Genomic DNA, 25,207 nt, shown 5'->3' with positions numbered 1-25,207 from the left:
GACCCGCACGAGGCGGGGGTCAGGGGGAGAGGGCGTCTCGGACCGGCACGAACTTCGCCTGCGACTCGGCCAGCTCGGCCTCGGGGTCGGAGTCGGCGACGATGCCGCACCCGGCGAACAGCCGGACCGTCGGGCCGTCGACGGAGGCCGACCGCAGCGCGATGCCCCACTCGCCGTCGCCGCTGGCGTCCATCCAGCCGACCGGTCCGGCGTAGCGGCCGCGGTCCATCCCCTCGATCTCGCTGATCAGGGCGGTCGCGACGGGGGTGGGTGTCCCGCCGACCGCTGCCGAGGGGTGCAGTGCCTCCGCCAGCTGCAGCGAGGTGACGGTGGCGGCGTCGTGCACGACACCGGCCACGTCGGTGGCGAGGTGCATGACGTTGGGCAGGTGGAGCACGAACGGCGCCTCGGGCACGTTCATCGACGAGCAGTGCGGGTCGAGGGCGTCGGCGACCGAGCGGACGGCGTACTCGTGCTCCTCGAGGTCCTTCGAGGAGCGGGCGAGGGTCGCGGCGAGCGCGAGGTCGCGGTCGTCGTCGCCGGTGCGCCGGATGGTGCCGGCGAGCACCCGTGACGTCACCAGGCCGCGCTCGCGGCGCACCAGCATCTCCGGGGTCGCGCCGAACATGCCGTCCACGTGGAAGGTCCAGCACATCGGGTAGGAGTCGGCCAGCCGGCGCAGCGGCCAGCGCACGTCGACCGGCGCATTGGCGGTCGCGACCAGGTCACGGGCCAGGACGACCTTCTCGAGGTCGCCGGCGTTGATCCGGGCGACGGCATCGGCGACGACCGACATCCAGTGCTCGCCGTCCAGGGCGCCGTCGGCGAAGCTCACCTCGACCGGGGCCGGGGGCTCGTCGGCCACGCCGAGCACCGGCGCGGCGATGCTGTCGCGGCCGATCGTCGTGAGCCAGGTGGTGTCGCCGCGCCGGCCGATCACGACCTCCGGCACGACGAGCACGGAGTCGCCGGGCTCGTCGGCGAACGCGAACGTGCCGAAGCAGACCAGACCGGTGCCGGGCTCGTTGACCTCGTCGCGCACGACCGTGCGCGCGGTGGTCTCGGCCCACCACTTCACCGCGTCGGCGAACCGGGTCGCGCCGCTGGTGCGCACCTCGGCGGCGACCCCCCAGCCGACCAGGCCCTCACCCCGGCGCAGCCAGGTGACCGGGCGGTCGGTGGGCAGCAGGTCGAGCAGCGAGCCGACGGCGTCGGCGTCGAGGCGGACCGTGCGTGCGACGAGGGTGCCGAGGGTCGCCGACTGCTCGTCGGGGGTCGCGCTGGTCGTCACGAGGGTGAAGCGTACGCCGGTGACCGAGGCCACTCCGCCGGCGGCGGGGGCAGCCGGTCAGGACCAGTAGATGACGACGGTGTCACCCACCTGCACCTGTCCGAACAGCCAGGCCAGCCCGTCGTAGTCGCGCACGTTCACGCAGCCGTGCGAGGCGCCGGCGTACCCGCGGGACGCGAAGTCGGAGGAGTAGTGCACCGCCTGGCCGCCGGAGAAGAACATCGAGAACGGCATCTCCGAGCCGTAGAGGTGGGACACGTGGTCCTCGTCCTTGGTGTAGACGTGGAAGACACCCTCCCGGGTCGGGCTGTACGACGCGCCGAAACGCACGTCGAAGCTCCTCTGGACCTTGCCGTCGACGACCCAGCGCAGCGTCTGGCTGGTCTTGTCGATGCACAGGACGCGGCCGGTCAGGCAGCGAGCGTCGAGCGTGCCCGGCTGGTTGCTGCCGGTGGCGGGGAGCTCGTTGTACATCGCCGCGTGCGTGGGGGTGCCGGTCATGGCGTGCAGCCGGTCCAGCGTGCGCCGGTCGACCTCGCCGGTGACCGGGATCCGGCGCTTGGCCTGGAAGCCCTTGACCGCGGCCACGGTGTCGGCGTCGTAGCTGCCCGTCACGTCGCCGAAGAGCCACTGGATCGACACCAGTCGTGCCTGGAGGTCGCGGACCGGGTCGCCGCTGGCACCTGCGGCGAGGATGGCCGGGCCGGGGTGCAGGATGTTGAAGAGCTGGTCGTGGGTGGGCTGGTCGGTCATCGAGACCAGGCGCTTCCAGGTGCGCTGGTCGACGACGCCGGTGGCCTTGAGGCCCCGCTTCGCCTGGAAGCCTGCGACCGCCTCGCGGGTGGTGGCGTCGTACTTCCCCGTGGTGGTCTCGGGGAGCCACGCGAGCTGGAACAGGCGGTGCTGGAGCTCGCGCACCTGCTCGCCGGTCGCGCCGGGGTCGAGCACGTTCGTCGGCTCGGGGTCGGGCTCGGGCGTCGGCGTGTCCGTGGCCTGCGGGGTCGGGGACGGCGTCGAGGACGTCGTCGGTGCGACCGGGGCCGCCGAGCCGTCGGAGGCCGCGGCCTCGTGCTGACCGTCGTAGTGGCGAACGGCGATGCCGGCGCCGTACGCCGTCACGCCCAGCACCGCGACCGTCATCACGGCCACGACCAGTGCACGCAGTGCTCTCATCTCAAGCTCCCGGATCAGGGAAGTCCCGCACGAACTTCCAGTGTCAGCAGGGAGACGCCTGGATCGGGCATTTGGTTGCGCGGCGTGGCGGCCGTGACCGTTTTGTTGCCGAGTGCCGGCCGGCGCGGCGTCCCCCGTAGTCTCTGCGCGTGGCCCGCGCAGAACTCGACAAGCAGCCGACCGACGTCCGTCGCATGTTCGACGCGGTCGCCCGGCGCTACGACGTCACCAACGACGTGCTCTCGCTGGGCCAGGACCGCCGTTGGCGGCGCGACGTGATCGACGCGGTCGACCCCCGCGCGGGCGAGCGGGTGCTCGACCTGGCCGCCGGCACCGGCACCTCGAGCCAGCCGTTCGCCGACCGCGGTGCGACCGTGGTGCCCTGCGACTTCTCGCTCGGCATGCTGCGAGTGGGCAAGAAGGCCAAGCCGCACCTGCCGTTCACCGCCGGCGACGGGACCCGGCTCCCGTTCGCCGACGGCACCTTCGACGCCGTCACGATCTCCTTCGGGCTGCGCAACATCGTCGACCCCCTGGCCGGTCTGCGCGAGCTGCGTCGGGTGACCCGGCCCGGTGGTCGCCTGGTGGTGTGCGAGTTCAGCCATCCGACCTGGGCGCCGTTCCGCACCGTCTACATCGAGTACCTCATGAAGGCGCTGCCCCCGATCGCCCGCGCGGTCTCGTCCTCGCCCGACGCCTACGTCTACCTCGCCGAGTCGATCCGGGCCTGGCCCGACCAGGAGGGCCTCGCGGCGCTGATCGGCGAGGCCGGCTGGCACGCGCCCGAGTGGCGCAATCTCTCCGGGGGCATCGTGGCCCTGCACCGCGCGACCGCCCGGTAGGGAGCCGACCGCGCCGGTTCGGCCGGCGAACCTCTCAGCCACTTCCTGACGTTCTGGGGCGTTGCAACGGCTGAGAACTTCAGGAGTCACCGGTTCACCGGTGATTCCGCCAGGCGTCCCCGGAGGGCGGCTGTCCCGACACCCCCACCCCCTCGTGCGGGCGGGGTGCATGAGTGGCAGTATGTGTTCCGCGCCACTTAGTGATTCAGTTCACAAAGCCACAATCCGGCGGCGCAGGCCTGCCGGTCCGGGCGCGGGACAAGGAGGAACGCGAGGCATGGAGCTCTACACGCCGGTCCTGGCGTTGGCACTCCTCGCGGCGTTGTTCGCGGTGGGGTCCGTGATCATGAGCGCCGTCGTGGGGCCGAAGCGGTACAACCGCGCCAAGCTCGACTCCTACGAGTGCGGCATCGAGCCCACGCCGCAGCCGGTCGGTGGCGGCCGCTTCCCGGTGAAGTACTACATCACCGCGATGCTCTTCATCGTCTTCGACATCGAGATCATCTTCCTCTACCCGTGGGCCGTGTACTTCGACTCGATGAAGTTCTTCGGCCTCCTCGAGATGGTGCTCTTCATCGCCACCGTGTTCGTCGCCTATGCCTATGTCTGGCGCAGAGGCGGCTTGGAGTGGGACTGACCTTGGCGACGGCGATCGCGACCAGCGAAAGGCTCTGACGTGGGTATCGAGGAGAAGCTCCCCAGCGGCGTCCTGCTGACGACCGTCGAGGGCGTCGCGGGCTACATGCGCAAGGCGTCCTTCTGGCCGGCCACCTTCGGCCTGGCCTGCTGCGCCATCGAGATGATGACCACCGGCGGCCCCAAGTACGACCTCGCGCGGTTCGGCATGGAGGTGTTCCGGGCCAGTCCACGCCAGGCCGACCTGATGATCGTGGCCGGCCGGGTCAGCCAGAAGATGGCGCCGGTCCTGCGCCAGATCTACGACCAGATGCCCGACCCCAAGTGGGTGCTCGCGATGGGTGTGTGCGCCAGCAGCGGCGGCATGTTCAACAACTACGCGATCGTCCAGGGCGTCGACCACGTCGTCCCGGTCGACATGTACCTCCCCGGCTGCCCGCCGCGGCCGGAGATGTTGATCGACGCGATCCTCAAGCTCCACGACCAGGTGCAGCACGCCAAGCTCGGCAGCAACCGTCGGGCCGAGGTCGAGCAGCTCGAGAACGACGCGCTCAAGGCGCTGCCCACCTCCGAGATGAAGGGCCTCCTGCGGTGAGCGAGGAGAAGAAGGTCGAGCAGCCGGCGCCCGCGCAGTCGCCCGAGAACGTCCCCGCCCCCACCGGGGAGGTGCACCCGGTCGGCACCCGGCACGGCATGTTCGGCGTGCACGGCTCCGGCGACACCAGCGGGTACGGCGGCCTGGTGCAGCCCATCGTCTACCCCGGCCGGGCCGAGCGCCCTTTCGGCGGCTGGCACGACGAGGTGGCCGACGCGCTCGAGGAGAGGCTCGGGGCCGAGGGGCTGCAGAGCGCGGTCGAGCAGGTCGTCATCCACCGCGGCGAGATCACCTTCCACGTCCGGCGAGAGGACCTGGTGGTCGTCGCCCGGACGCTGCGTGACGAGCCGCGGCTGCGCTTCGAGCTCTGCTCGGGAGTCAGCGGCGTGCACTACCCCGAGGACACCGGGCGCGAGCTGCACGCGGTCTACCACCTGCTCTCGATGACCCACAACCGCCGCATCCGGCTCGAGGTCGCGGCCCCGGACGCCCACCCGCACATCCCCTCGGTCGTGGCGGTCTACCCCACCTGCGACTGGCACGAGCGCGAGACGTTCGACATGTTCGGCATCGTCTTCGACGGCCACCCCGCGCTCACCCGCATCCTCATGCCCGACGACTGGCCGGGCCACCCCCAGCGCAAGGACTATCCGCTGGGCGGCATCCCCGTGGAGTACAAGGGCGGCACCATCCCGCCTCCCGACCAGCGGAGGTCGTACAACTGATGCCACCCCACGACGTTCTTCACCTCCTCCGCTTCGCTCCTCCGGCGAACAACGCCGCGGGGACCCCGGCAGTCGGGAGCACATGGTCATGACACACGACATCTACGCAGGCGCCAGCGAGACCACCGAGGGCCGCGTCTTCACCGTCACCGGGCAGGACTGGGACACGATCGCGGAGGGGCTCGCCGACGCCGGCGAGACCGACGAGCGGGTCGTCGTCAACATGGGCCCGCAGCACCCGTCGACCCACGGCGTGCTCCGGCTGATCCTCGAGCTCGAGGGCGAGACGGTGACCGAGGCGCGGTGCGGGATCGGCTACCTGCACACCGGTATCGAGAAGAACATGGAGTTCCGCTCCTGGACGCAGGGCGTCACGTTCTGCACCCGGATGGACTACCTCAGCCCGTTCTACAACGAGATGACCTACGTGCTCGGGGTCGAGCGGCTGCTCGACATCGAGGACGACATCCCCGAGAAGGCCCAGGTCATGCGGGTCCTGCTCATGGAGCTCAACCGCATCTCCTCCCATCTGGTGTGCATCGCCACCGGTGGCATGGAGATCGGCGCGCTCACCGTGATGACCATCGGCTTCCGCGAGCGCGAGCTGGTCCTCGACCTGTTCGAGCTGATCACCGGCCTGCGCATGAACCACGCGTTCATCCGCCCCGGCGGCGTGGCACAGGACCTGCCGCCCGGTGCCCTCGACGAGATCCGCGACTTCATCGCCCTGATGAAGAAGCGGCTCCCCGAGTACGCCGCGCTCTGCAACGCGAACCCGATCTTCAAGGCCCGCCTGGAGAACGTCGGCCACCTCGACCTCTCCGGCTGCCTGGCGCTCGGCCTGACCGGCCCCGTGCTGCGCTCGACCGGCTACCCGTGGGACCTGCGCAAGACCCAGCCCTACAGCGGCTACGAGGACTACGACTTCGAGGTCCAGACCTGGGACACCTGCGACTCCTACGGGCGCTTCCGGATCCGCCTGGCCGAGATGTGGGAGTCGCTCAAGATCGTGGAGCAGGCCGCGGACCGCCTCGCGAAGCTCGAGGGTGCGCCCGTGATGGTCGGCGACAAGAAGATCGCGTGGCCCAGCCAGCTCGCCGTCGGCAGCGACGGGATGGGCAACAGCCTCGACCACATCCGCCACATCATGGGCGAGTCGATGGAGGCGCTGATCCACCACTTCAAGCTGGTCACCGAGGGCTTCCGGGTGCCGGCCGGCCAGGCCTACGTGCCCGTCGAGTCGCCCCGCGGCGAGCTGGGCGCCCACGTCGTCTCCGACGGCGGCACCCGCCCGTTCCGCGCGCACTTCCGCGACCCGTCGTTCACCAACCTGCAGGCGACCAGCGTGATGAGCGAGGGCGGCATGGTCGCCGACGTCATCGTCGCGATCGCCTCCATCGACCCGGTGATGGGAGGAGTCGACCGATGAGCCTGACCCAGACGACGTACGACGAGCTGCGGCAGGTCGCGGCCCGCTACCCCGAGGCGCGCTCCGGCCTGCTCCCCATGCTGCACCTCGTGCAGTCCGCGGAGGGCCGGATCACCCCGGAGGGGATCGAGGCCTGCGCCGAGATCCTCGGCATCACCGCCGCGGAGGTCAGCGGCGTCGCGACGTTCTACACGATGTACAAGCGCAAGCCGGTCGGCGACTACCACGTCGGCGTCTGCACCAACACGCTGTGCGCGGTGATGGGCGGCGACGCCATCTTCGAGCGGCTCAAGGACCACCTCGACGTCGGCAACGACGAGACCACCGCCGACGGCAAGATCACGCTCGAGCACATCGAGTGCAACGCGGCCTGCGACTACGCGCCGGTGATGACCGTGAACTGGGAGTTCATGGACAACATGACCCCGGAGTCGGCCACGCAGCTGGTCGACGACCTGCGCACCGGCGCCGAGGTCAGCTCGACCCGGGGCGCGCGGCTCTGCACCTGGCGCGAGGCCGAGCGGGTGCTGGCCGGGTTCCCCGACGACCGCGCCGACGAGGGTCCCTCCGCCGGGGCCGCGTCGCTCGTGGGCCTGGGCATCGCGCGCGAGCGGGGCTGGACGGCGCCGGAGTCGTCCGCGACCGGGAGCGCGGCCTCGCTCGGCAGCCGGCAGGGCGCGGCCGAGCAGGCCGACACCTCCCGCGCCGAGACCGAGACGAAGGTCGACGAGTCGCCGGCGGACGCCAAGCACGAGGACAACCCTGCGAAGGGGGATGACGCCCGGTGACCGTGTTCCGAAACGCTGGCTGGCGCTCGCTCCTCGACAACCGGAAGGGGGCACTTCGTGGCTGACACACTGACGCCGGTCCTGACCGACAACTGGGGCGAGGACCGCAGCTGGACGCTGGATTCCTACGAGGCACGCGGCGGCTACCGCGCCCTGGACAAGGCCTTCGCGATGGCCCCCGACGCCGTGATCGAGGAGGTCAAGGAGTCGGGCCTGCGCGGCCGCGGCGGCGCCGGCTTCCCGACCGGCATGAAGTGGGGCTTCATCCCGCAGGACAACCCCCGTCCGAAGTACCTCGTGGTCAACGCCGACGAGTCCGAACCGGGCACCTGCAAGGACGTCCCACTGATGATGGCCAGCCCGCACACGCTGGTCGAGGGCGTCATCATCAGCTCGTACGCGATCCGCGCCAACCGGGCCTTCATCTACGTGCGCGGCGAGGTCCTGCACGTCGTACGCCGCCTGCAGCGCGCCGTCCAGGAGGCCTACCTGGCCGGACACCTCGGCAAGGACATCCACGGCTCGGGCTACGACCTCGAGCTGGTCGTCCACGCCGGTGCCGGCGCCTACATCTGCGGCGAGGAGACCGCGCTCCTCGACTCGCTCGAGGGCCGCCGCGGCCAACCCCGCCTGCGCCCGCCGTTCCCGGCCGTCGCGGGCCTGTACGCCAGCCCGACGGTCATCAACAACGTCGAGTCGATCGCGTCCGTGCCCAGCATCATCGCCAACGGCCACGAGTGGTTCGCCTCGATGGGGACCGAGAAGTCCAAGGGCTTCGGCATCTTCTCCCTCTCCGGACACGTCAACCGCCCCGGGCAGTACGAAGCACCTCTCGGCATCACGCTGCGCGAGCTGATCGAGCTCGCCGGCGGCATCCGCGCGGGCCACGAGCTGAAGTTCTGGACCCCCGGAGGGTCCAGCACCCCCATGCTCACCGCCGAGCACCTCGACGTCCCGCTCGACTTCGAGGGCGTGGGGGCGGCCGGCTCCATGCTGGGCACGCGGGCCCTGCAGATCTTCGACGACACCACCTGCGTGGTGCGGGCGGTGCTGCGGTGGACGGAGTTCTACAAGCACGAGTCCTGCGGCAAGTGCACGCCCTGCCGCGAGGGCACGTGGTGGCTCGTCCAGACCCTGGCAGCGCTGGAGAAGGGACAGGGCAGCGAGTCCGACCTCGAGCTGCTGCTGGACCAGTGCGACAACATCCTCGGCCGCTCGTTCTGCGCGCTCGCCGACGGTGCGGTCAGCCCGATCACCAGCTCGATCAAGTTCTTCCGCGACGAGTACGTCGCCCACCTCACCCACGGCGGGTGTCCCTTCGACCCCGCCGCCTCGACCGTCTTCGCGACCGCGGGAGCGAGTGCATGACGACCACACCCGAGAAGACCGGGGCGAGCACCCCGGTCACCGAGGACCTCGTCACCCTGACCATCGACGGCGTCGAGGTGAGCGTCCCGAAGGACACGCTCGTGATCCGGGCCGCCGAGCAGGTGGGCGTCCAGATCCCGCGGTTCTGCGACCACCCGCTGCTGGCGCCGGTGGGCGCCTGCCGTCAGTGCCTCGTCGACGTGCCCGACGCCGGGAACGGCCGCGGCTTCCCCAAGCCGCAGGCCTCCTGCACGATCACGGTCGCCGAGGGCATGGTCGTCAACACCCAGGCCACCAGCCCGGTCGCCGACAAGGCGCAGCAGGGGATCATGGAGTTCCTGCTGATCAACCACCCGCTGGACTGCCCCGTCTGCGACAAGGGCGGCGAGTGCCCCCTGCAGAACCAGGCCATGTCCAACGGCCGGGGCGAGTCCCGCTTCTCCGCCTCCGGCGGCGTGAAGCGCACCTACCCCAAGCCGATCAACATCTCCGCGCAGGTGCTGCTCGACCGTGAGCGGTGCGTGCTGTGCGCCCGCTGCACCCGCTTCTCCGAGCAGATCGCTGGCGACCCGTTCATCGCGCTGATCGAGCGCGGCGCGCTGCAGCAGGTCGGCATCTACGAGCACGAGCCCTTCGAGTCGTACTTCTCGGGCAACACGATCCAGATCTGCCCGGTGGGTGCGCTGACCAGCGCCGAGTACCGCTTCCGCTCCCGCCCCTTCGACCTCGTCTCCACGCCTGCGGTCGCCGAGCACGACGCCTGCGGCTCGGCGATCCGGGTCGACCACCGGCGCGGCAAGGTGATGCGCCGGCTCGCGGGCAACGACCCCGAGGTCAACGAGGAGTGGATCACCGACAAGGACCGGTTCGCGTTCACCTACGCGACCATGCCCGACCGGCTCACCTACCCTCAGGTCCGCGATCGCGTGGAGGACGGGGGAGACGGCTCGCTGCGGCCGGCGTCCTGGCCCGAGGCCTTCGCCGTCGCGGCCCGGGGACTTCGCGCCGCGGGCCCAGCCGCGGTCCTGACCGGTGGCCGGGTGACCGCCGAGGACGCCTACGCCTACAGCAAGTTCGCCCGGGTCGCGCTCGGCACCAACGACATCGACTTCCGGGCCCGGCCGCTCTCGGCCGAGGAGACCGACTTCCTCGCCTCCGAGGTGGTGCTGACCGCAGCGGTGACCTACACCGACCTCGAGACGGCCACGACCGTCGTGCTCGCCGGGCTCGAGCCCGAGGACGAGGCCGGCGCGATCTTCCTGCGCCTGCGCAAGGCCGCGCAGCACCACCGCACCCGGGTGGTCTCGATCGCGCCCTACGCCTCGCGAGGGCTCCGCAAGATGAACGGCCAGCTGGTGCCCACGGTCCCCGGTGAGGAGGCCGCCGCCCTGGAGCAGCTGGTCTCGCACGCCGACTTCGGCCTCGACGCGACCGGGGTGATCCTCGTCGGCGAGCGGCTCGCCACCTCGCCCGGTGCGCTCGCGGCCGCGGCGCGGCTGGCCCGCACCACCGGCGCCCGGCTCGCCTGGGTCCCGCGTCGCGCCGGTGACCGCGGTGCGGTCGAGACCGGCTGCCTGCCGAACCTGCTGCCCGGTGGCCGCCCGGTGGCCGACGCGACCGCGCGGGTCGACGTCGCGACCGCCTGGGGTGTCGAGGGGCTGCCCGACACCGTGGGCCGCGACGCCGACGACATCGTGTCGGCGCTGCGCGCCGGCGAGCTCGGCGGCCTGGTCATCGGCGGCGTGGACCCCGACGACACCGCGGACCCGGCCGCCACCCGTGCGGCGATCGAGGCGGCGGCGTTCGTGGTCGCCCTCGAGCTGCGCGAGACCGACGTGACCCGCGCTGCCGACGTCGTCTTCCCCGTGGCGCCGGTCTCCGACAAGGCCGGGATGTTCGTGACCTGGGAGGGCCGCCCGCGCCCGTTCCCCGCGGTCTTCGACGACCCTCGCTCTCTGCCCGACCTGCGCGTGCTCGCCGGCATCGCCGAGGAGCTCGCCCAGCTCGGCCAGGGCAGCCCGCTCGGGTTCCGGACGGTCGCCGAGGCGCGCGCCCAGATGGAGGAGCTCGGCCCCTGGGACGGTGAGCGCGCGGCGACGGTCGAGCCGACCCCCGCGCCGGCGGCCACCGCCGACGGCGGGCTCAGGCTCGCCACCTGGAAGCAGATGATCGACAACGGCTCGATGCAGGACGGCGACCCGGCGATGCGGGCCACGGCACGACGGCCGGTCGCCCGGGTCAGCCCCGCGACGTACGCCACCCTGCCCGAGTCGGTCCGCGAGGGCGGCGTCCTCGTCGGGGACCGCGGCGCCATGTCGCTCCCGGTCGAGCCCACCGAGGGGATGGTCGACGGCGTCGTGTGGGTGCCCGCCAGCTCGGTGCTCCGCGGGGTGCTGGCCGACCTGGCCTCGCCCGGCAGCACGGTCACCCTGAAGGGAGCAGCGCAGTGATCGCCCTCGCAGCCGACGACCTCTCGGCGTTCGGCCACGACCCGTGGTGGGTCATCCTGCTCAAGACCGTGCTCATCTTCCTGGTGCTGGTCCTGCTCACGCTCTTCAACATCTGGTGGGAGCGTCGCGTCGTCGCGCGCATGCAGCACCGGATCGGCCCCAACGTGCACGGCCCCTTCGGCCTGCTCCAGTCGCTCGCCGACGGCGTGAAGCTGGCGCTAAAGGAGGACATCATCCCCAAGGCCGCGGACAAGGCGGTCTTCCTGATCGCCCCCGTGCTGGCGGTGATCCCGGCGTTCGTGACCTTCAGCGTGATCCCCTTCGGGCCGGTGGTGCGGATCCCGTTCACCGACACCTACACCGCGCTGCAGCTGACCGACATGCCCGTCGCCGTGCTGTTCGTGATGGCGATCGCCTCGATCGGGATCTACGGCATCGTGCTGGGCGGTTGGTCCAGCGGCTCGACGTACTCCCTGCTCGGCGGCCTGCGCTCGAGCGCCCAGATGATCTCCTACGAGGTCGCGATGGGCCTCGCGCTGGTCGCGGTGTTCCTGTACGCCGGGTCGATGTCGACCTCGCAGATCGTGGCCGCCCAGGACAAGTTCTGGTTCGGGCTGATCCTGGTGCCGTCGTTCGTGATCTACACGATCTCGATGGTGGGCGAGACCAACCGTGCGCCGTTCGACCTGCCGGAGGCCGAGGGCGAGCTGGTCGGCGGCTTCCACACCGAGTACTCCTCGCTGAAGTTCGCGCTGTTCTTCCTGGCCGAGTACATCAACATGGCCACCGTCTCTGCGCTCGCGACCACGCTGTTCCTCGGCGGCTGGCACGCGCCGTGGGGGATCGAGAAGATCAACGACGGGATGTTCAACGAGGGCTACTGGCCGCTGCTGTGGTTCTTCGGCAAGGTCCTGTTCTTCATCTTCGTCTTCATCTGGCTGCGCGGGTCGCTGCCGCGGCTGCGCTACGACCAGTTCATGGCGTTCGGCTGGAAGCGGCTGATCCCGATCTCGCTGGTGTGGATCGTGGCCGTGGCCACCATCCGCTCGATCTCGCTCGAGGGCGGGCTGGACCGGCAGTACCTCCTGGTCGGGATCGGCGTCCTGGCCGTGCTCTTCCTGGCGCTCTTCTTCGTCGGTGAGTCCGAGGAGGAGGCCGAGCCTGCCCAGCAGCCGACCGACGCCCACGCCGGCGGCTTCCCGGTCCCGCCGATGCCCGCCGGGGGCGCGGTGCGAGGCGCCGCCGCTCCGCTCACGTTCGACGCCCGTAGCTCCACCGTCGCGGGGAAGGAAGCCTGATGGCTGAGTCCAGGTCGCTCAAGGAACAGTTCTGGGACCCGGTGGCGGGTTTCGGTGTCACCTTCCGGACCATGTTCAAGAAGGTCGTCACCGAGCAGTACCCGTTCGAGAAGATGCCGACGGCGCCCCGTTTCCACGGCCGCCACCAGCTCAACCGCTGGCCCGACGGCCTCGAGAAGTGCATCGGCTGCGAGCTGTGCGCCTGGGCCTGCCCGGCGGACGCCATCTACGTCGAGGGTGCCTCGAACTCCGAGGAGGAGCGGTTCAGCCCCGGTGAGCGCTACGGCCGCGTCTACCAGATCAACTACCTGCGCTGCATCCTGTGCGGCCTGTGCATCGAGGCCTGCCCGACGCGCGCGCTCACGATGACCAACGAGTACGAGCTCGCCGACGACAACCGCGCCGACCTCATCTACGAGAAGTCCGACCTGCTCGCACCGCTGCTGCCGGGCATGGAGCAGCCGCCGCACCCGATGCGGCTCGGAGATGACGAGGGCGACTACTACCGCGGGACCTACGCGGCGCCCGCGCCCAGTGCGGGCGTCCCGCCCGTCGAGACGCAGGAGGCCGCCAAGTGACCGCCTTCTGGATCCTCGCGCCGATCATGGTGATCGCAGCCCTGGGCATCCTGTTCGTCCGCAAGGCCGTGCACGCCGCGCTGCTGCTGGCCGTGGTGATGATCAGTCTCGCGATGCTGTACGCCGTGCTGGACGCGCCGTTCCTGTTCGCGGTGCAGATCATCGTCTACACCGGCGCGATCCTGATGCTGTTCCTGTTCGTGCTGATGCTGGTCGGCGTCGACGCGTCCGACTCCGTCGTCGAGACCATCAAGGGCCAGCGGGTGCTGGCGATCATCGGCGGACTGCTCCTCGGCCTGGTGCTGGTGCTCGGGCTCGGCCAGATCTCGCTGGGCACCGGAGCCGGTCTCGGTGACGCCAACGGCGAGGGCAACATCCAGGCGCTCGCGCAGATCCTCTTCTCCCGCTACGTCTTCGCCTTCGAGGTCACCAGCGCCCTGCTGATCACGGCCGCCGTCGGCGCGATGGTGCTCGCGCACCGCGAGCGGTTGACCCCGAAGCCGAGCCAGGCCTCGCTGGCAGCGCAGCGGATGCGCGACTACGCCGACAAGGGCACCCACCCCGGGCCGCTGCCGCCACCGGGTGTCTTCGCCCGGCACAACGCGGTGGACACCCCGGCACTGCTGCCCGACGGCACCGCCGCCGAGGCCTCGATCAGCCGGGTGCTCGCGGCCCGCGGCACGGTCCGGTCGGCCCCCGCGCTCGCCGATGACATCGCGGAGGTCCAGCGCCAGCTCGGCGACGCCCCGCACGCCGGCCGCACCAGCCCCGCCCCGGCCGAGGAGGACACGCTGTGAGCGTCACCCCCTACATCGTCTTGTCGTCGATCCTGTTCACGATCGGCTGCGTGGGCGTGCTCACCCGGCGCAACGCCATCGTGGTCTTCATGTGCGTCGAGCTGATGCTCAACGCCTCGAACCTCGCCCTGGTCGCCTTCGCGCGCCAGCACGGCAACCTCGACGGGCAGATCGCGGCCTTCTTCGTGATGGTCGTCGCGGCCGCCGAGGTCGTCGTCGGGCTCGCGATCATCATGACCATCTTCCGGACCCGTCGCTCGGCCTCGGTCGACGACGCGAGCCTGCTGAAGTACTAAGGAGTGCAGGTGACTGCCCAGATCCTCGCGCTGCACGAGGCTGTCCACATCCCGGTGGTCGATCCCTCGTCCACGAGCGGCGTCTTCGACCTGCTCTGGCTGGTGATCGCCCTGCCCCTGGCCGGCGCGGCGGTCCTGCTGCTCGGCGGCCGGGCCACGGACCGGTGGGGGCACCTCCTCGGCACCGCGCTGCCGATCGGCTCCTTCGTGATCAGCCTGCTGATGTTCGTCGAGCTGCTCGGTCGCGAGGACAACGACCGCCAGGTCGCCCAGCACCTCTACGACTGGATGCAGGTCGGCCACCTCGACGTCGGCATGGACCTGCTCTACGACCCGCTGTCGTCGCTGTTCCTGCTGCTGATCACCGGTGTGGGGTCGCTGATCCACATCTACTCGATCGGCTACATGGAGCACGACCCACGCCGTCGCCGCTTCTTCGGCTACCTCAACCTCTTCGTGGCCGCGATGCTGATGCTGGTGCTCGCGGAGAACTACCTGGCCCTGTTCCTCGGCTGGGAGGGCGTCGGCCTCGCCTCGTACCTGCTCATCGGCTTCTGGCAGCACAAGCCCTCGGCTGCGGCCGCCGCGAAGAAGGCCTTCGTGATCAACCGCGTCGGTGACATCGGGATGTCGCTGGCGATCATGCTCTTCTTCGTCACGTTCGGCTCCACCAGCTTCACCGTCATCAGTGCGCACGCGGGGGAGGCGTCGGAGAACACCCTGACCGCGCTGGGCCTGCTGCTGCTCCTCGGCGCCTGCGGCAAGTCCGCCCAGGTGCCGCTGCAGGCCTGGCTGCTCGATGCGATGGAGGGCCCGACCCCGGTGTCGGCCCTCATCCACGCCGCCACCATGGTGACCGCCGGCGTCTACCTGATCGTCCGCTCCAACTTCGTCTTCGATCTCGCTCCGAACGCGCAGACGGTGGTGGTCGTCGTCGCCGTCGTCACGCTCCTGTGGGGTGCGGTCATCGGGTGCGCCAAGGACGACATCAAGAAGGTGCTGGCCGGCTCCACGATGAGCCAGATCGGCTACATGATGCTGGGCGCCGGCCTCGGCGTCGCCGGCTACGCGTTCGCGATCTTCCACCTGCTCACGCACGGCTTCTTCAAGGCCAACATGTTCCTCGGCGCCGGCTCGGTGATGCACGGCATGGAGGACGACGTGGACATGCGCCACTACGGCCTGCTGCGCAAGGCCATGCCCGTCACCTTCCTGACCTTCACGATGGGCTACCTGGCGATCATCGGCTTCCCGGGCTTCTCGGGCTTCTGGTCCAAGGACAAGATCATCGAGACCGCGCTGGCGGACAACTGGGTCGTCGGCCTGTGCGCCCTGCTCGGTGCGGGCGTCACCGGCTTCTACATGACCCGGCTGATGCTGCTCACGTTCTTCACCGACAAGCGTTGGGAGAAGGGGGTGCACCCCCACGAGTCGCCCGCGGTGATGACCGGGCCGCTGGTGGTGCTCGCCGCCCTCTCCGTGCTCGGCGGCGTGATGCTCATCAACGACTGGATCGTGGACTTCCTGGCCCCGGTGGTCGGCACCCCGGTGCACGAGGACCCGCCGCTGCCCGCGCTGGCGATCACCACGCTCGCGGTGCTCGTCGTGGCCGTCGGGGTCGCGCTGGCCTGGTTCCTGGTCGGCAAGCGCGACGTGCCCCGCACGGCTCCCCAGGACGTCTCGTTCGTCACCCGGGCGGCCCGTGAGGAGCTGTACGGCAACCAGATCAACGACGGGCTGGTGGTCAACCCCGGCCGGCACACCGTCAGCGGCCTGCTGACCTTCGACCGGTACGCCGTCGACGGCACCCTCACCGGCGGGCCGGTGGCCATCGGGGTCATCGCCGGCCAGGCCCGCAAGGTCCAGAACGGCTTCGTCCGCTCCTACGCCCTCTCCCTGCTCGGCGGCGTCCTGCTCGTCGTCCTGGCCCTCCTGGCGGTGAACCTCGCATGAACCAGCTCCCCTGGCTCACGATCCTGGTCCTGGTGCCGCTGGTCGGTGCCCTGGTCGTGGCGTTCGCGCCCCGGGCACCGGGCTCCGCGCTACCCAAGCAGCTCGCCCTGGCCGTCTCGGTGCTCACCCTCGCCGTCGGCGTGGCGATCGCCGCGCAGTACGACACCGGCGGCGGCATGCAGCTCACCGAGGACCACGAGTGGATCAGCGCGCTGGGCGTCCACTACGCGCTCGGCGTCGACGGCCTCGGCCTGCTGCTGATCCTGCTCACCGTGGTGCTCGTGCCCATCGTGGTCGTCGGCTCGTGGCACGACGCCGACGACCGCAACCCGGCCGCGTTCTTCGCCTGGGCGCTGGCCCTGGAGTCGTTCTCGCTGCTGGTCTTCGCGGCGACGGACGTCTTCCTCTTCTACGTCTTCTTCGAGGCGACGCTGATCCCGGCGTACTTCCTCATCGGCGGCTTCGGCCGCGAGGGCCGGGCCGTCGCGGCCCTGAAGTTCCTGATGTACCAGCTCGGCGGCGGCCTGGTGATGCTCGCCTCGGTCATCGGCCTGTACGTCGTCTCGGCGCAGGCCGGGACGCCGTCGTACCTCCTCTCCGACCTCGCCGGCCTCGACATGGGCACCAGCGCCGAGCGCTGGCTGTTCGCGGGCTTCTTCATCGCCTTCGCCGTCAAGGCGCCGCTGTTCCCCCTGCACACCTGGCTGGCCGACACGACCGAGCGGGCCACGCCTGGCACCAGCGTGCTGCTGGTCTGCGTGCTGGACAAGATCGGCACCTTCGGGATGCTGCGCTTCTGCCTGGGGCTGTTCCCGGACGCCTCGCAGTGGGCGACGCCCGTCGTGGTGACGCTGGCGCTGATCTCGATCGTCTACGGCGCGCTGATCGCGATCGGGCAGGACGACATCCTGCGCCTGATCGGCCTGACGTCGCTGAGCCACTTCGGCTTCATCACCCTGGGGATCTTCGCGTTCAGCTCGCAGGGCGCCTCCGGGTCCATCCTCTACATGGTCAACCACGGCATCGGCACGGCCGCGCTGTTCCTGCTGGCGGGCTACCTGATCCGCCGCCGCGGCACCTCGCTGATCAGCCGGATGACCGGCGTGGAGAAGTCGGCCCCCGTGCTCGCCGGGCTGTTCCTGGTGGCCGGTCTCGCGACCCTCGGCCTGCCCGGGCTGAGCCAGTTCGTGTCCGAGATCCTCGTGCTGATCTCGGCGTTCGACTACCACTGGTGGGTCGGTGCGGTGGCGGTCACCGGCATCGTGCTGGCGGCGATCTACGTGCTGTGGATGTACCAGCGCACCATGACCGGACCGGGCGTCCCCGGCATCGAGGACACCCCCGACCTGAACCGGCGCGAGATCGGCTCGGTCGCGCCGCTCGTGCTCGCGCTGGTGCTGTTCGGCTTCTACCCGATGCCCCTGCTCGACGTCAGCAACCCCACGGTCGATGCCCTCCTCGAGCACGTCGGGGTGAGCGACCAAGCACCTGTCGTGCCCGCTGCGGGTGACGACCAGGCTGAGGAAGGCCAGCAGTGAACGTCTCCGTGATCAGTGCCCTCGCCGGCGCCGCGTCCGACCCGTCGGCCGCGTTCGACAAGCCGCACATCGAGTACGCCCAGCTGTGGCCGATGCTCGTCGTCTTCGGTGCCGCGTGCCTCGGTGTCGTGGTGGAGGCGTTCCTGCCCCGCGAGCGTCGCTACGTCACCCAGACGGTGCTGACGCTGGTCGGCCTCGTGGCCGCACTGGTCGGCACCTGCCTGGTGGCCTCGGACCTCACCTCGCGCGGGGGCGGGGTCGCCCGCGGCCTGATCGCCGCCGAGGGCACGATCGTGGTCGACGGCCCCTCGGTCTTCTTCTGGGGGCTGATCCTGGTCTTCGCGATCGGCGGCGTGCTGCTGTTCGCCGAGCGCCGGCTCGAGGGCGGACTGTCCGCCTTCGCCGGCCAGGCCGCGGCGCTGCCCGGCTCCGAGGCGGAGCGCCGGGCGTCGTCCGAGGGCCTGGACCACACCGAGGTCTACCCGCTGCTGCTGTTCGCGGTCGGCGGCATGATGCTCTTCCCGGCCGCAGGCGACCTCCTGACGATGTTCGTGGCGCTCGAGGTGCTCTCGCTGCCGCTCTACCTGCTCTGCGGCCTGGCGCGTCGACGCCGCCTGCTCAGCCAGGAGGCGGCGATGAAGTACTTCCTCCTCGGCGCGTTCTCCTCCGGCTTCTTCCTGTACGGCGTCGCCCTCGTCTACGGCTTCGCCGGGTCGATGCAGCTCTCGGAGATCAACGAGGCGGTGCGCAACGACACCGACAACCAGGTCCTGCTGCTGATCGGCCTCGGCATGCTCGCCGTGGGGCTGCTGTTCAAGGTGGGCGCGGCCCCCTTCCAGGCCTGGACCCCCGATGTCTACCAGGGGGCTCCGACCGCGGTCACCGCGTTCATGGCGGCCTGCACCAAGGTCGCGGCCTTCGGCGCGATGCTGCGCCTGCTGTACGTCGCCTTCGGCTCGGACCGGTGGACCTGGCAGCCGATGCTGTGGATCATCGCGGTGCTGACCATGCTCGTGGGCGCCGTGCTCGCGGTCGTCCAGACCGACGTCAAGCGGATGCTCGCCTACTCCTCGGTGGCACACACCGGCTTCCTGCTCACCGGTGTCCTCGGCGTCCAGAGCGCCTCGGAGCTCTCCGACGGCCAGGTGACGTCGATGCAGGCCGTGCTGTTCTACCTCGCGACGTACGGCTTCGCGATGATCGGCGCGTTCGCGGTGGTCACCCTGGTGCGCGACTCGGGTGGCGAGGCCACCCAGTTCTCCCGCTGGGCGGGGATCGGGCGGCGGTCGCCCCTCACGGGAGGGCTCTTCGCGTTCTTCCTGCTCTCCATGGCCGGCATCCCGCTGACCGCGGGCTTCATCGGCAAGTGGGCGGTCTTCACGGTCGCGCTGGCGGCCGGCGCCTGGCCCGTCGTCATCGCGGCGGTGCTGTGCAGCATCGTGGCGGTGTTCTTCTACGTCCGGGTCATCGTGCTGATGTTCTTCGTCGAGGGCGGCGACAGCACCACCGGCGAGGTCGCGGCGGTCGTGAAGCCCTCGCTGCTCACCTCCGGCACCATCGGCGTGGGGGTCCTCGCGACCCTGGTCCTGGGCGTCGTGCCCGGCCCGGTTCTCACCCTCGCGGCCCATGCGGGACAATTCGTCAGGTGACGACAGGATCTGCCGCGGCCGGACTCGCGCTGCCCGTGACCGACGAGGCGCTGGCGACGAGGCTGCGCGCCCGGATGGCCGTGGTCGAGGAAGCCCTCCAGGACCATGTCCGCAGCCGTGCGGGCTTCGTGACCGAGGCCGCCAGCCACCTGATGGAGGCCGGCGGCAAGCGCTTCCGCCCGCTGCTGGTGCTCCTCGCCGCCGAGGCGGGTGACCACCCGGACGCCGAGGAGGTGGTCACCGCGGCCTGCGTCGTGGAGCTCACCCACCTCGCGTCGCTCTACCACGACGACGTGATGGACGAGGCCGACCTGCGCCGCGGCGCGGTCACGGCCCACTCGCGGTGGGGCAACCACGTCGCGATCCTCACTGGGGACTTCCTGTTCTCGAAGTCCTCCGAGCTCACCGCCGAGCTCGGGGCGGACGCGGTGCGCATCCAGGCCCAGACGTTCACCCAGCTCGTCGAGGGGCAGATCCTCGAGACCGTGAAACCGGGCCCGGGCGAGGACCCCCTCGCCCACTACCTCGAGGTGGTGGCCGGCAAGACCGGCTCGTTGATCGCCACCTCCGCCCGGTACGGCGCCCGCTTCGGTGGCGCCGGCCGCGAGGTCGAGGAGGCGCTCACGTCGTACGGCGAGATCGTCGGCAGCGCCTTCCAGCTCTCCGACGACATCCTCGACATCGCCTCGGAGTCGGGGGAGTCCGGCAAGACTCCGGGCACCGACCTCCGCGAGGGTGTGCCCACGCTGCCGGTGCTGATGGCCCGCGCCTCGCAGGACCCGGCCGACGACCGTCTCCTCGAGCTGCTCGACTCCGACCTGAGCGACGACGCCCTGCACGCCGAGACCCTCGACCTGCTGCGCAAGCACCCGGCGATGGACGAGGCGCGGGCCTACGTCGTCGCCCGTGCCCAGGAGGCCAAGGCGCTGCTCCGGGCCCTGCCCGAGGGGCCGGTGCGCGACGCGCTGGAGGCCTTCGCCGACATCGTGGCAGTCAGGTCCGCATAGCGACCGGCGTGTCGAGACCTGGCTGGCGACAGCGGAACGACGGCGTACGCGGACCCGCTACATCGCGCTGGCCTCGACCGCGAGCCGCAGCTGGCGGCGTCGGTGGGTCACGGCCTCCGCGGTGAAGACCACCAGCGCCACCCACACCAGCGCGAAGCCGATCCACCGGCCGGCCGGCATGTCCTCGTGGAACCAGAGGACGCCCAGCGCGAACTGGAACACCGGGGCGAGGTACTGCAGCAGACCCAGCGTCACCATCGGGACCCTCGTCGCGGCCGCGCCGAAGCAGATCAGCGGGATCGCGGTGACGATGCCGGTGGTCAGGAACAGCAGGGTGTGCCCGGTGCCGTGGGTGCCGAAGCTGGAGTCGCCGCCGGCGACCAGCGACCCGACGTACACCGCGGCGAACGGGGCGATCACGGACGTCTCCAGCGCCAGGCTCTCGACGGCGCCCGCATCGGCGGTCTTCTTCGCCAGTCCGTAGGTGCCGAACGAGAACGCGAGCACGAGGGCGACCCACGGCAGCCGCCCGTAGTCGAGTGTCAGGACCACGACGGCGCCCGCGGCCACGGCCAGCGCTCCCCACTGCAGCGGCCGCAGCCGTTCACGGAGGATGAGCACGCCCATCAGCACGGTGACCAGCGGGTTGATGAAGTAGCCCAGCGACGTCTCGACCACCCGGCCGTTGTTGACGCCCCAGATGTAGGTGGCCCAGTTGACGGTCACCACCACCGCGGCCACGGTCAGCAGGGCCAGCTTGCGACGGTCCCGCACGAGGGCCGTGAGCTGCCGGCGCCGGCCGAGAGCGACCACGAGGACACCCATCGTGACGCCGGACCAGAGGATCCGGTGGGCCAGGATCTCGAGTGCCCCGGCGGGCTCCAGCAGCGGCCAGTAGAGGGGGAAGGCGCCCCAGATGGAGTACGCCGCCACTCCCAGCAGCAGGCCACGTCGGGAGTCCGGCACCGGGCCAGCATAGACAGCGCGCAGGTGGTGCCCGGGATCGGTCGGCGGGCCAGTGTTTCGGATGTGACCGGAGTGGGGAGGGTGCGGGAGCACCACACCTGAACTTTGAGAACCCGAGGGGGAATCATGCGGATGAACCGCATCACGACCGGCCTGATCAGCTTCGCCCTGGTCGGGCTCGCACCGCTCGCCGTGTCGGCGTCCGCCGACGCAGCCACGGGCGGTACGACGGCCCACGCCGCGCGGGTGGCCGCGCCGTCGACCACGGACCGCCAGGCGCTCCCGAAGCGCGAGATCACGTCGAAGATCGTGCAGAAGGGCACGCACAAGCTGGTCTTCAAGGGCAAGGTCAAGGGCCTGCCGAAGTACGCCGACAAGATCGTCAAGATCCAGCGTCGGGTGGGGAAGAACGGTGGCTGGAAGTTCTACGCCAAGGACCGCACCGACAACCTGGGCTACTGGAAGCACGCCGTGGGCGCGCCCCGCAACGGTCGCTGGTACTTCCGGGCGATGACCCCGAAGACGGGTCAGTACTCCCGTTCCTTCAGCGACGTCTGGTACACCTACTCGATCTGATCGGCGGCTCCCGCAGCCGGACGACGAAGGGCCCCACCGTGGACGGTGGGGCCCTTCGTCGTGAGCGGGTGTGTCAGACGACGGTCCAGGTGTCGCCGCCGCCGATCAGGCCCGCGAGGCGCTCCTCGGGAGCCCCGGGCGCGGCGTCGCGGGCCGAGCCGATCTGGGCGCGGGCCTGGTCGTCGTACGTCGGCCGCTCGACCTGGCGGAAGATGCCGATCGGCGACTGGTTGAGGTAGCCCGCGTCGGTCAGCCGCGAGATCGCGAACGCGGTCGAGGGGTCGGGGCTGTGGGCGTCGTGGACCAGCAGCCTGTCCTCGGCCGCGTCTCCCAGGTCGGCCACCTCGACGACCTTCACCCCGCCGGTGCGGGCGTCGCGGATCAGGCCCTTGTCGCCGCCCGCGCCGAACCGGATGGGCTCGCCGTGCACGAGCGGGATGATCGCGTCGGCCTTGGTGTCGTTGTTCTTGATCGCGTCGAAGGCGCCGTCGTTGAAGATCGGGCAGTTCTGGTAGATCTCGACGAACGACGTGCCGCGGTGCGCGGCGGCCGCGGAGAGCACCGAGGTGAGGTGCTTGCGGTCGGAGTCGATGGTGCGGGCCACGAAGGTGCCCTCGGCGCCGAGGGCCAGCGAGACCGGGTTGAACGGGTGGTCCAGCGAGCCCATCGGGGTCGACTTGGTGATCTTGCCGGCCTCGGAGGTGGGGGAGTACTGGCCCTTGGTCAGGCCGTAGATCCGGTTGTTGAACAGCAGGATCGTCATGTTGACGTTGCGGCGCAGCGCGTGGATCAGGTGGTTGCCACCGATCGAGAGCGCGTCGCCGTCGCCGGTGACGACCCAGACCGAGAGGTCCTCGCGGGCCGTGGCGATGCCGGTGGCGATCGACGGCGCGCGGCCGTGGATCGAGTGCATGCCGTAGGTGTCGAGGTAGTACGGGAACCGCGACGAGCATCCGATGCCGGAGACGAACACGATGTTCTCGCGGCGCAGGCCGAGGTCGGGGAGGAACCCCTGGACGGCCTTGAGGACGGCGTAGTCACCGCAGCCGGGGCACCAGCGGACCTCCTGGTCGGAGGTGTACTCCTTGCCGGTCTGGGGCTGGTCGCTGGTGGGGACGAGCTCGACGCCGGAGCGGAGCCCCGGGAAGGGGAGTTCGGTGCTGGTCACTTGCCTGCCTCGCTTCCGGTGGTCGAGCCCGTCGAGACCAGGTTGACGTCGACGCCCTCCGCCTGGGAGACGAGCTCGCCGATCGCCTCGGCGAGCTCGGCGGCCTTGATGGGCATGCCGTTGACCTGGTTGTAGCCGATGGCGTCCACGAGGTACTTCGCGCGCAGCAGCATCGAGAGCTGGCCGAGGTTCATCTCGGGGACGAGGACCTTGTCGTAGCGCTTCAGCACCTCGCCGAGGTCCTTCGGGAAGGGGTTCAGGTGGCGCAGGTGCGCCTGGGCGACGTTGAAGCCGGCCTTGCGCACGCGGCGCACGCCCGCGCCGATGGGGCCGTACGTCGAGCCCCAGCCGAGCACGAGCACCTTCGCACCCTGCCCGCCCTCGGCTGACGGGTCGTCGACCTCCATCGGCGGGATGGTCTCGGCGATCCGGTCCACCTTGGCCTGCCGGGTGCGCACCATGAAGTCGTGGTTGGCCGGGTCGTAGGAGATGTTGCCGTGCCCGTCGCCCTTCTCCAGGCCGCCGATGCGGTGCTCGAGGCCGGGGGTGCCCGGGACGGCCCAGGGCCGGGCCAGTGTCTCCTCGTCGCGCAGGTAGGGCCAGAAGTCGGACTCGCCGTCCTCCAGCGGGTGGTTGCCGGCCGTGGCGAAGTCGGGGTCGATGCTGGGCAGGTCGTCGATCTCCGGGATCCGCCAGGGCTCGGAGCCGTTGGCGAGGTAGCCGTCGGAGAGCAGCATCACCGGGGTGCGGTAGGTGACCGCGATCCGGGCCGCCTCGAGGGCGGCGTCGAAGCAGTCGCCGGGGGACTGCGGGGCGACGATCGGCACCGGAGCCTCGCCGTTGCGCCCGAACATCGCCTGCAGCAGGTCGGCCTGCTCGGTCTTGGTGGGCAGGCCCGTCGAGGGGCCGCCGCGCTGGACGTCGACGACGAGCAGGGGCAGCTCGGTCATCACGGCCAGGCCGATCGCCTCGGACTTCAGCGCGATGCCGGGGCCGGAGGTGGTCGTCACGCCGAGGCTGCCGGCGAACGATGCACCGATGGCCGCGCCGATGCCGGCGATCTCGTCCTCGGCCTGGAAGGTCGTCACGCCGAACGCCTTGTGCTTGCTCAGCTCGTGGAGGATGTCGGAGGCCGGGGTGATGGGGTAGGACCCGAGGAAGACCGGCAGGCCGGAGCGGACCCCGCTGGCCACCAGGCCGTAGGCCAGCGCGAGGTTCCCGGTGATGTTGCGGTAGGTGCCCGCGGCCATGGGGGCGGGCTTGATCTCGTAGGAGACCGCGAACGCCTCGGTGGTCTCGCCGAAGTTCCAGCCCATCTTGAACGCCGTGATGTTGGCGTCGCGGATGTCGGCCACCTTGGCGAACCGGCGCTCGAGGAAGCTGATGGTCGAGTCGACCGGGCGGCCGTACATCCACGACAGCAGGCCCAGGGCGAACATGTTCTTGGCCCGCGCGGCGTCCTTGCGGGACAGGCCGAACTCCTTGACCGCCGCGACCGTGAGCCCGGTGAGGTCGACGGGGTGCAGGGCGTACTCCGCCAGGGAGTCGTCCTCCAGCGGGTTGGCGGTGTAGCCCGCCTTGGTGAGGTTGCGCGTGGTGAAGTCGTGGGTGTCGACGATGATCGTGGCGCCCTTGGGCAGGTCGGCCAGGTTCGCCCGCAACGCCGCCGGGTTCATCGCGACCAGCACGTCGGGCGCGTCGCCCGGGGTCAGGATGTCGTGGTCGGCGAAGTGGACCTGGAACGACGAGACGCCCGGCAGCGTGCCCTGGGGAGCGCGGATCTCGGCGGGGAAGTTGGGCAGCGTCGAGAGGTCGTTGCCGAACGCGGCCGATTCCTGGGTGAACCGGTCGCCGGTGAGCTGCATGCCGTCACCGGAGTCCCCGGCGAAGCGGATGATCACCCGATCCAGCTGCTTGACCTGCTTGGACACCACGCGCACTTCCCTCGCTGTTCTGCCGCCTGAGCGGTGGCGGCACGACCTCCCACGATAGTCGGGCCCCTCAGCACACCGAACCCGTCTCCCGGAGTGGACCCGTGATCCCCAACACGCGGTATCCATCATGTCCATATTTCGTACAGACAC

Annotated in this window: 22 protein-coding genes; 17 read left to right on the top strand and 5 right to left on the bottom strand. The window is 70.5% G+C overall.

The genetic code is table 11. From position 1 onward, the window contains the following. Nucleotides 1–19: 19 nt before the first annotated feature. Complete coding sequence (locus ACZ43H_RS17080) at nt 20–1,291, bottom strand: isochorismate synthase (protein ID WP_464584858.1); 1,272 nt, start codon at nt 1,289–1,291, stop codon at nt 20–22. A gap of 57 nt (nt 1,292–1,348) precedes the next feature. After that, nucleotides 1,349–2,464 carry a L,D-transpeptidase family protein gene (locus tag ACZ43H_RS17075; RefSeq protein ID WP_464584857.1) on the bottom strand — a complete coding sequence of 372 codons (1,116 nt, stop codon included), beginning with the start codon at nt 2,462–2,464 and terminating at the stop codon, nt 1,349–1,351. 149 nt (nt 2,465–2,613) lie between these two features. Between ACZ43H_RS17075 and ACZ43H_RS17070 the strand changes: the two genes are divergently transcribed. The 16 genes from ACZ43H_RS17070 to ACZ43H_RS16995 all read left to right on the top strand — a co-directional run bounded on the left by ACZ43H_RS17070 (nt 2,614) and on the right by ACZ43H_RS16995 (nt 20,413). Beyond that, entirely contained in the window at nt 2,614–3,306 is a 693-nt protein-coding gene (locus ACZ43H_RS17070; protein ID WP_464584856.1) for a demethylmenaquinone methyltransferase, read from the top strand. A gap of 277 nt (nt 3,307–3,583) precedes the next feature. Then, entirely contained in the window at nt 3,584–3,943 is a 360-nt protein-coding gene (locus ACZ43H_RS17065; RefSeq protein ID WP_464584854.1) for an NADH-quinone oxidoreductase subunit A, read from the top strand. Nucleotides 3,944–3,982: 39 nt separating this feature from the next. Further along, nucleotides 3,983–4,537: a NuoB/complex I 20 kDa subunit family protein gene (locus tag ACZ43H_RS17060; protein WP_379177043.1), complete on the top strand. Its 555-nt coding sequence runs from the start codon at nt 3,983–3,985 to the stop codon at nt 4,535–4,537. Continuing rightward, complete coding sequence (locus ACZ43H_RS17055) at nt 4,534–5,262, top strand: NADH-quinone oxidoreductase subunit C (RefSeq protein WP_464584852.1); 729 nt, start codon at nt 4,534–4,536, stop codon at nt 5,260–5,262. Before ACZ43H_RS17060 ends, ACZ43H_RS17055 begins: the two co-directional genes overlap by 4 nt. 88 nt (nt 5,263–5,350) lie before the next feature. Beyond that, nucleotides 5,351–6,691, top strand: a complete 1,341-nt coding sequence (locus ACZ43H_RS17050) for an NADH-quinone oxidoreductase subunit D (protein WP_464584851.1) — start codon at nt 5,351–5,353, stop codon at nt 6,689–6,691. Then, nucleotides 6,688–7,479 carry an NADH-quinone oxidoreductase subunit NuoE gene (gene nuoE / locus ACZ43H_RS17045; protein ID WP_464584850.1) on the top strand — a complete coding sequence of 264 codons (792 nt, stop codon included), beginning with the start codon at nt 6,688–6,690 and terminating at the stop codon, nt 7,477–7,479. The genes ACZ43H_RS17050 and nuoE overlap by 4 nt, the downstream gene beginning before the upstream one ends. A 57-nt stretch (nt 7,480–7,536) precedes the next feature. Beyond that, a complete protein-coding gene (gene nuoF / locus ACZ43H_RS17040; protein ID WP_464584848.1) occupies nt 7,537–8,847 on the top strand; it encodes an NADH-quinone oxidoreductase subunit NuoF in 1,311 nt (436 codons plus the stop codon). Then, a complete protein-coding gene (locus tag ACZ43H_RS17035) occupies nt 8,844–11,297 on the top strand; it encodes an NADH-quinone oxidoreductase subunit G (protein ID WP_464584846.1) in 2,454 nt (817 codons plus the stop codon). The genes nuoF and ACZ43H_RS17035 overlap by 4 nt, the downstream gene beginning before the upstream one ends. Beyond that, nucleotides 11,297–12,595, top strand: coding sequence for an NADH-quinone oxidoreductase subunit NuoH (gene nuoH / locus ACZ43H_RS17030; protein ID WP_464590854.1), 1,299 nt, complete (start codon nt 11,297–11,299; stop codon nt 12,593–12,595). Before ACZ43H_RS17035 ends, nuoH begins: the two co-directional genes overlap by 1 nt. After that, complete coding sequence (nuoI, locus tag ACZ43H_RS17025) at nt 12,595–13,173, top strand: NADH-quinone oxidoreductase subunit NuoI (RefSeq protein WP_464584844.1); 579 nt, start codon at nt 12,595–12,597, stop codon at nt 13,171–13,173. The genes nuoH and nuoI overlap by 1 nt, the downstream gene beginning before the upstream one ends. Then, nucleotides 13,170–13,970: an NADH-quinone oxidoreductase subunit J gene (locus ACZ43H_RS17020; RefSeq protein WP_464584842.1), complete on the top strand. Its 801-nt coding sequence runs from the start codon at nt 13,170–13,172 to the stop codon at nt 13,968–13,970. Before nuoI ends, ACZ43H_RS17020 begins: the two co-directional genes overlap by 4 nt. Further along, nucleotides 13,967–14,266, top strand: a complete 300-nt coding sequence (gene nuoK, locus ACZ43H_RS17015; protein ID WP_180935411.1) for an NADH-quinone oxidoreductase subunit NuoK — start codon at nt 13,967–13,969, stop codon at nt 14,264–14,266. Before ACZ43H_RS17020 ends, nuoK begins: the two co-directional genes overlap by 4 nt. A gap of 54 nt (nt 14,267–14,320) precedes the next feature. After that, nucleotides 14,321–16,219, top strand: a complete 1,899-nt coding sequence (gene nuoL / locus ACZ43H_RS17010) for an NADH-quinone oxidoreductase subunit L (protein ID WP_464590852.1) — start codon at nt 14,321–14,323, stop codon at nt 16,217–16,219. After that, nucleotides 16,216–17,757, top strand: coding sequence for an NADH-quinone oxidoreductase subunit M (locus ACZ43H_RS17005; protein WP_464584840.1), 1,542 nt, complete (start codon nt 16,216–16,218; stop codon nt 17,755–17,757). Before nuoL ends, ACZ43H_RS17005 begins: the two co-directional genes overlap by 4 nt. Before the next feature lie 92 nt (nt 17,758–17,849). Beyond that, nucleotides 17,850–19,406 carry an NADH-quinone oxidoreductase subunit NuoN gene (gene nuoN / locus ACZ43H_RS17000; protein ID WP_464590850.1) on the top strand — a complete coding sequence of 519 codons (1,557 nt, stop codon included), beginning with the start codon at nt 17,850–17,852 and terminating at the stop codon, nt 19,404–19,406. Between the two features lie 74 nt (nt 19,407–19,480). Beyond that, on the top strand, nt 19,481–20,413 hold the full coding sequence (locus ACZ43H_RS16995) for a polyprenyl synthetase family protein (RefSeq protein WP_464590848.1): 933 nt from the start codon (nt 19,481–19,483) through the stop codon (nt 20,411–20,413). 57 nt (nt 20,414–20,470) lie between these two features. Here ACZ43H_RS16995 and rarD read toward each other — a convergent pair whose 3' ends face one another. After that, complete coding sequence (rarD, locus tag ACZ43H_RS16990) at nt 20,471–21,379, bottom strand: EamA family transporter RarD (RefSeq protein WP_464584838.1); 909 nt, start codon at nt 21,377–21,379, stop codon at nt 20,471–20,473. A gap of 132 nt (nt 21,380–21,511) precedes the next feature. On the opposite strand from rarD, the gene ACZ43H_RS16985 reads away from it, so the two are divergent. Next, nucleotides 21,512–21,955, top strand: a complete 444-nt coding sequence (locus tag ACZ43H_RS16985; RefSeq protein WP_464584836.1) for a hypothetical protein — start codon at nt 21,512–21,514, stop codon at nt 21,953–21,955. 73 nt (nt 21,956–22,028) lie between these two features. Here the strand turns inward: ACZ43H_RS16985 and ACZ43H_RS16980 are convergent, their stop codons facing one another. Next, on the bottom strand, nt 22,029–23,123 hold the full coding sequence (locus tag ACZ43H_RS16980; RefSeq protein ID WP_464584834.1) for a 2-oxoacid:ferredoxin oxidoreductase subunit beta: 1,095 nt from the start codon (nt 23,121–23,123) through the stop codon (nt 22,029–22,031). Next, on the bottom strand, nt 23,120–25,054 hold the full coding sequence (locus ACZ43H_RS16975; protein WP_464590846.1) for a 2-oxoacid:acceptor oxidoreductase subunit alpha: 1,935 nt from the start codon (nt 25,052–25,054) through the stop codon (nt 23,120–23,122). The genes ACZ43H_RS16980 and ACZ43H_RS16975 overlap by 4 nt, the downstream gene beginning before the upstream one ends. Between the last annotated feature and the right edge of the window lie 153 nt (nt 25,055–25,207).

The organism is Nocardioides sp. DN36 (genome assembly GCF_055380375.1).
Note: the sequence above shows the minus strand (reverse complement) of the source record. Positions and strands in the feature narration are given on the sequence as shown.

What these genes read in the sequence shown, in the direction of transcription:
- ACZ43H_RS17005 (WP_464584840.1), top strand. Translation starts at nt 16,216, where the DNA reads ATGAACCAGCTCCCCTGGCTCACGATCCTGGTCCTGGTGCCGCTGGTC.
- ACZ43H_RS17065 (WP_464584854.1), top strand. Translation starts at nt 3,584, where the DNA reads ATGGAGCTCTACACGCCGGTCCTGGCGTTGGCACTCCTCGCGGCGTTG.
- nuoN (WP_464590850.1), top strand. Translation starts at nt 17,850, where the DNA reads ATGCTCGTCGTCTTCGGTGCCGCGTGCCTCGGTGTCGTGGTGGAGGCG.
- ACZ43H_RS17050 (WP_464584851.1), top strand. Translation starts at nt 5,351, where the DNA reads ATGACACACGACATCTACGCAGGCGCCAGCGAGACCACCGAGGGCCGC.
- ACZ43H_RS17075 (WP_464584857.1), bottom strand. Translation starts at nt 2,464, where the DNA reads ATGAGAGCACTGCGTGCACTGGTCGTGGCCGTGATGACGGTCGCGGTG.
- nuoI (WP_464584844.1), top strand. Translation starts at nt 12,595, where the DNA reads ATGGCTGAGTCCAGGTCGCTCAAGGAACAGTTCTGGGACCCGGTGGCG.
- ACZ43H_RS16995 (WP_464590848.1), top strand. Translation starts at nt 19,481, where the DNA reads ATGGCCGTGGTCGAGGAAGCCCTCCAGGACCATGTCCGCAGCCGTGCG.
- ACZ43H_RS17035 (WP_464584846.1), top strand. Translation starts at nt 8,844, where the DNA reads ATGACGACCACACCCGAGAAGACCGGGGCGAGCACCCCGGTCACCGAG.
- nuoE (WP_464584850.1), top strand. Translation starts at nt 6,688, where the DNA reads ATGAGCCTGACCCAGACGACGTACGACGAGCTGCGGCAGGTCGCGGCC.
- ACZ43H_RS16985 (WP_464584836.1), top strand. Translation starts at nt 21,512, where the DNA reads ATGAACCGCATCACGACCGGCCTGATCAGCTTCGCCCTGGTCGGGCTC.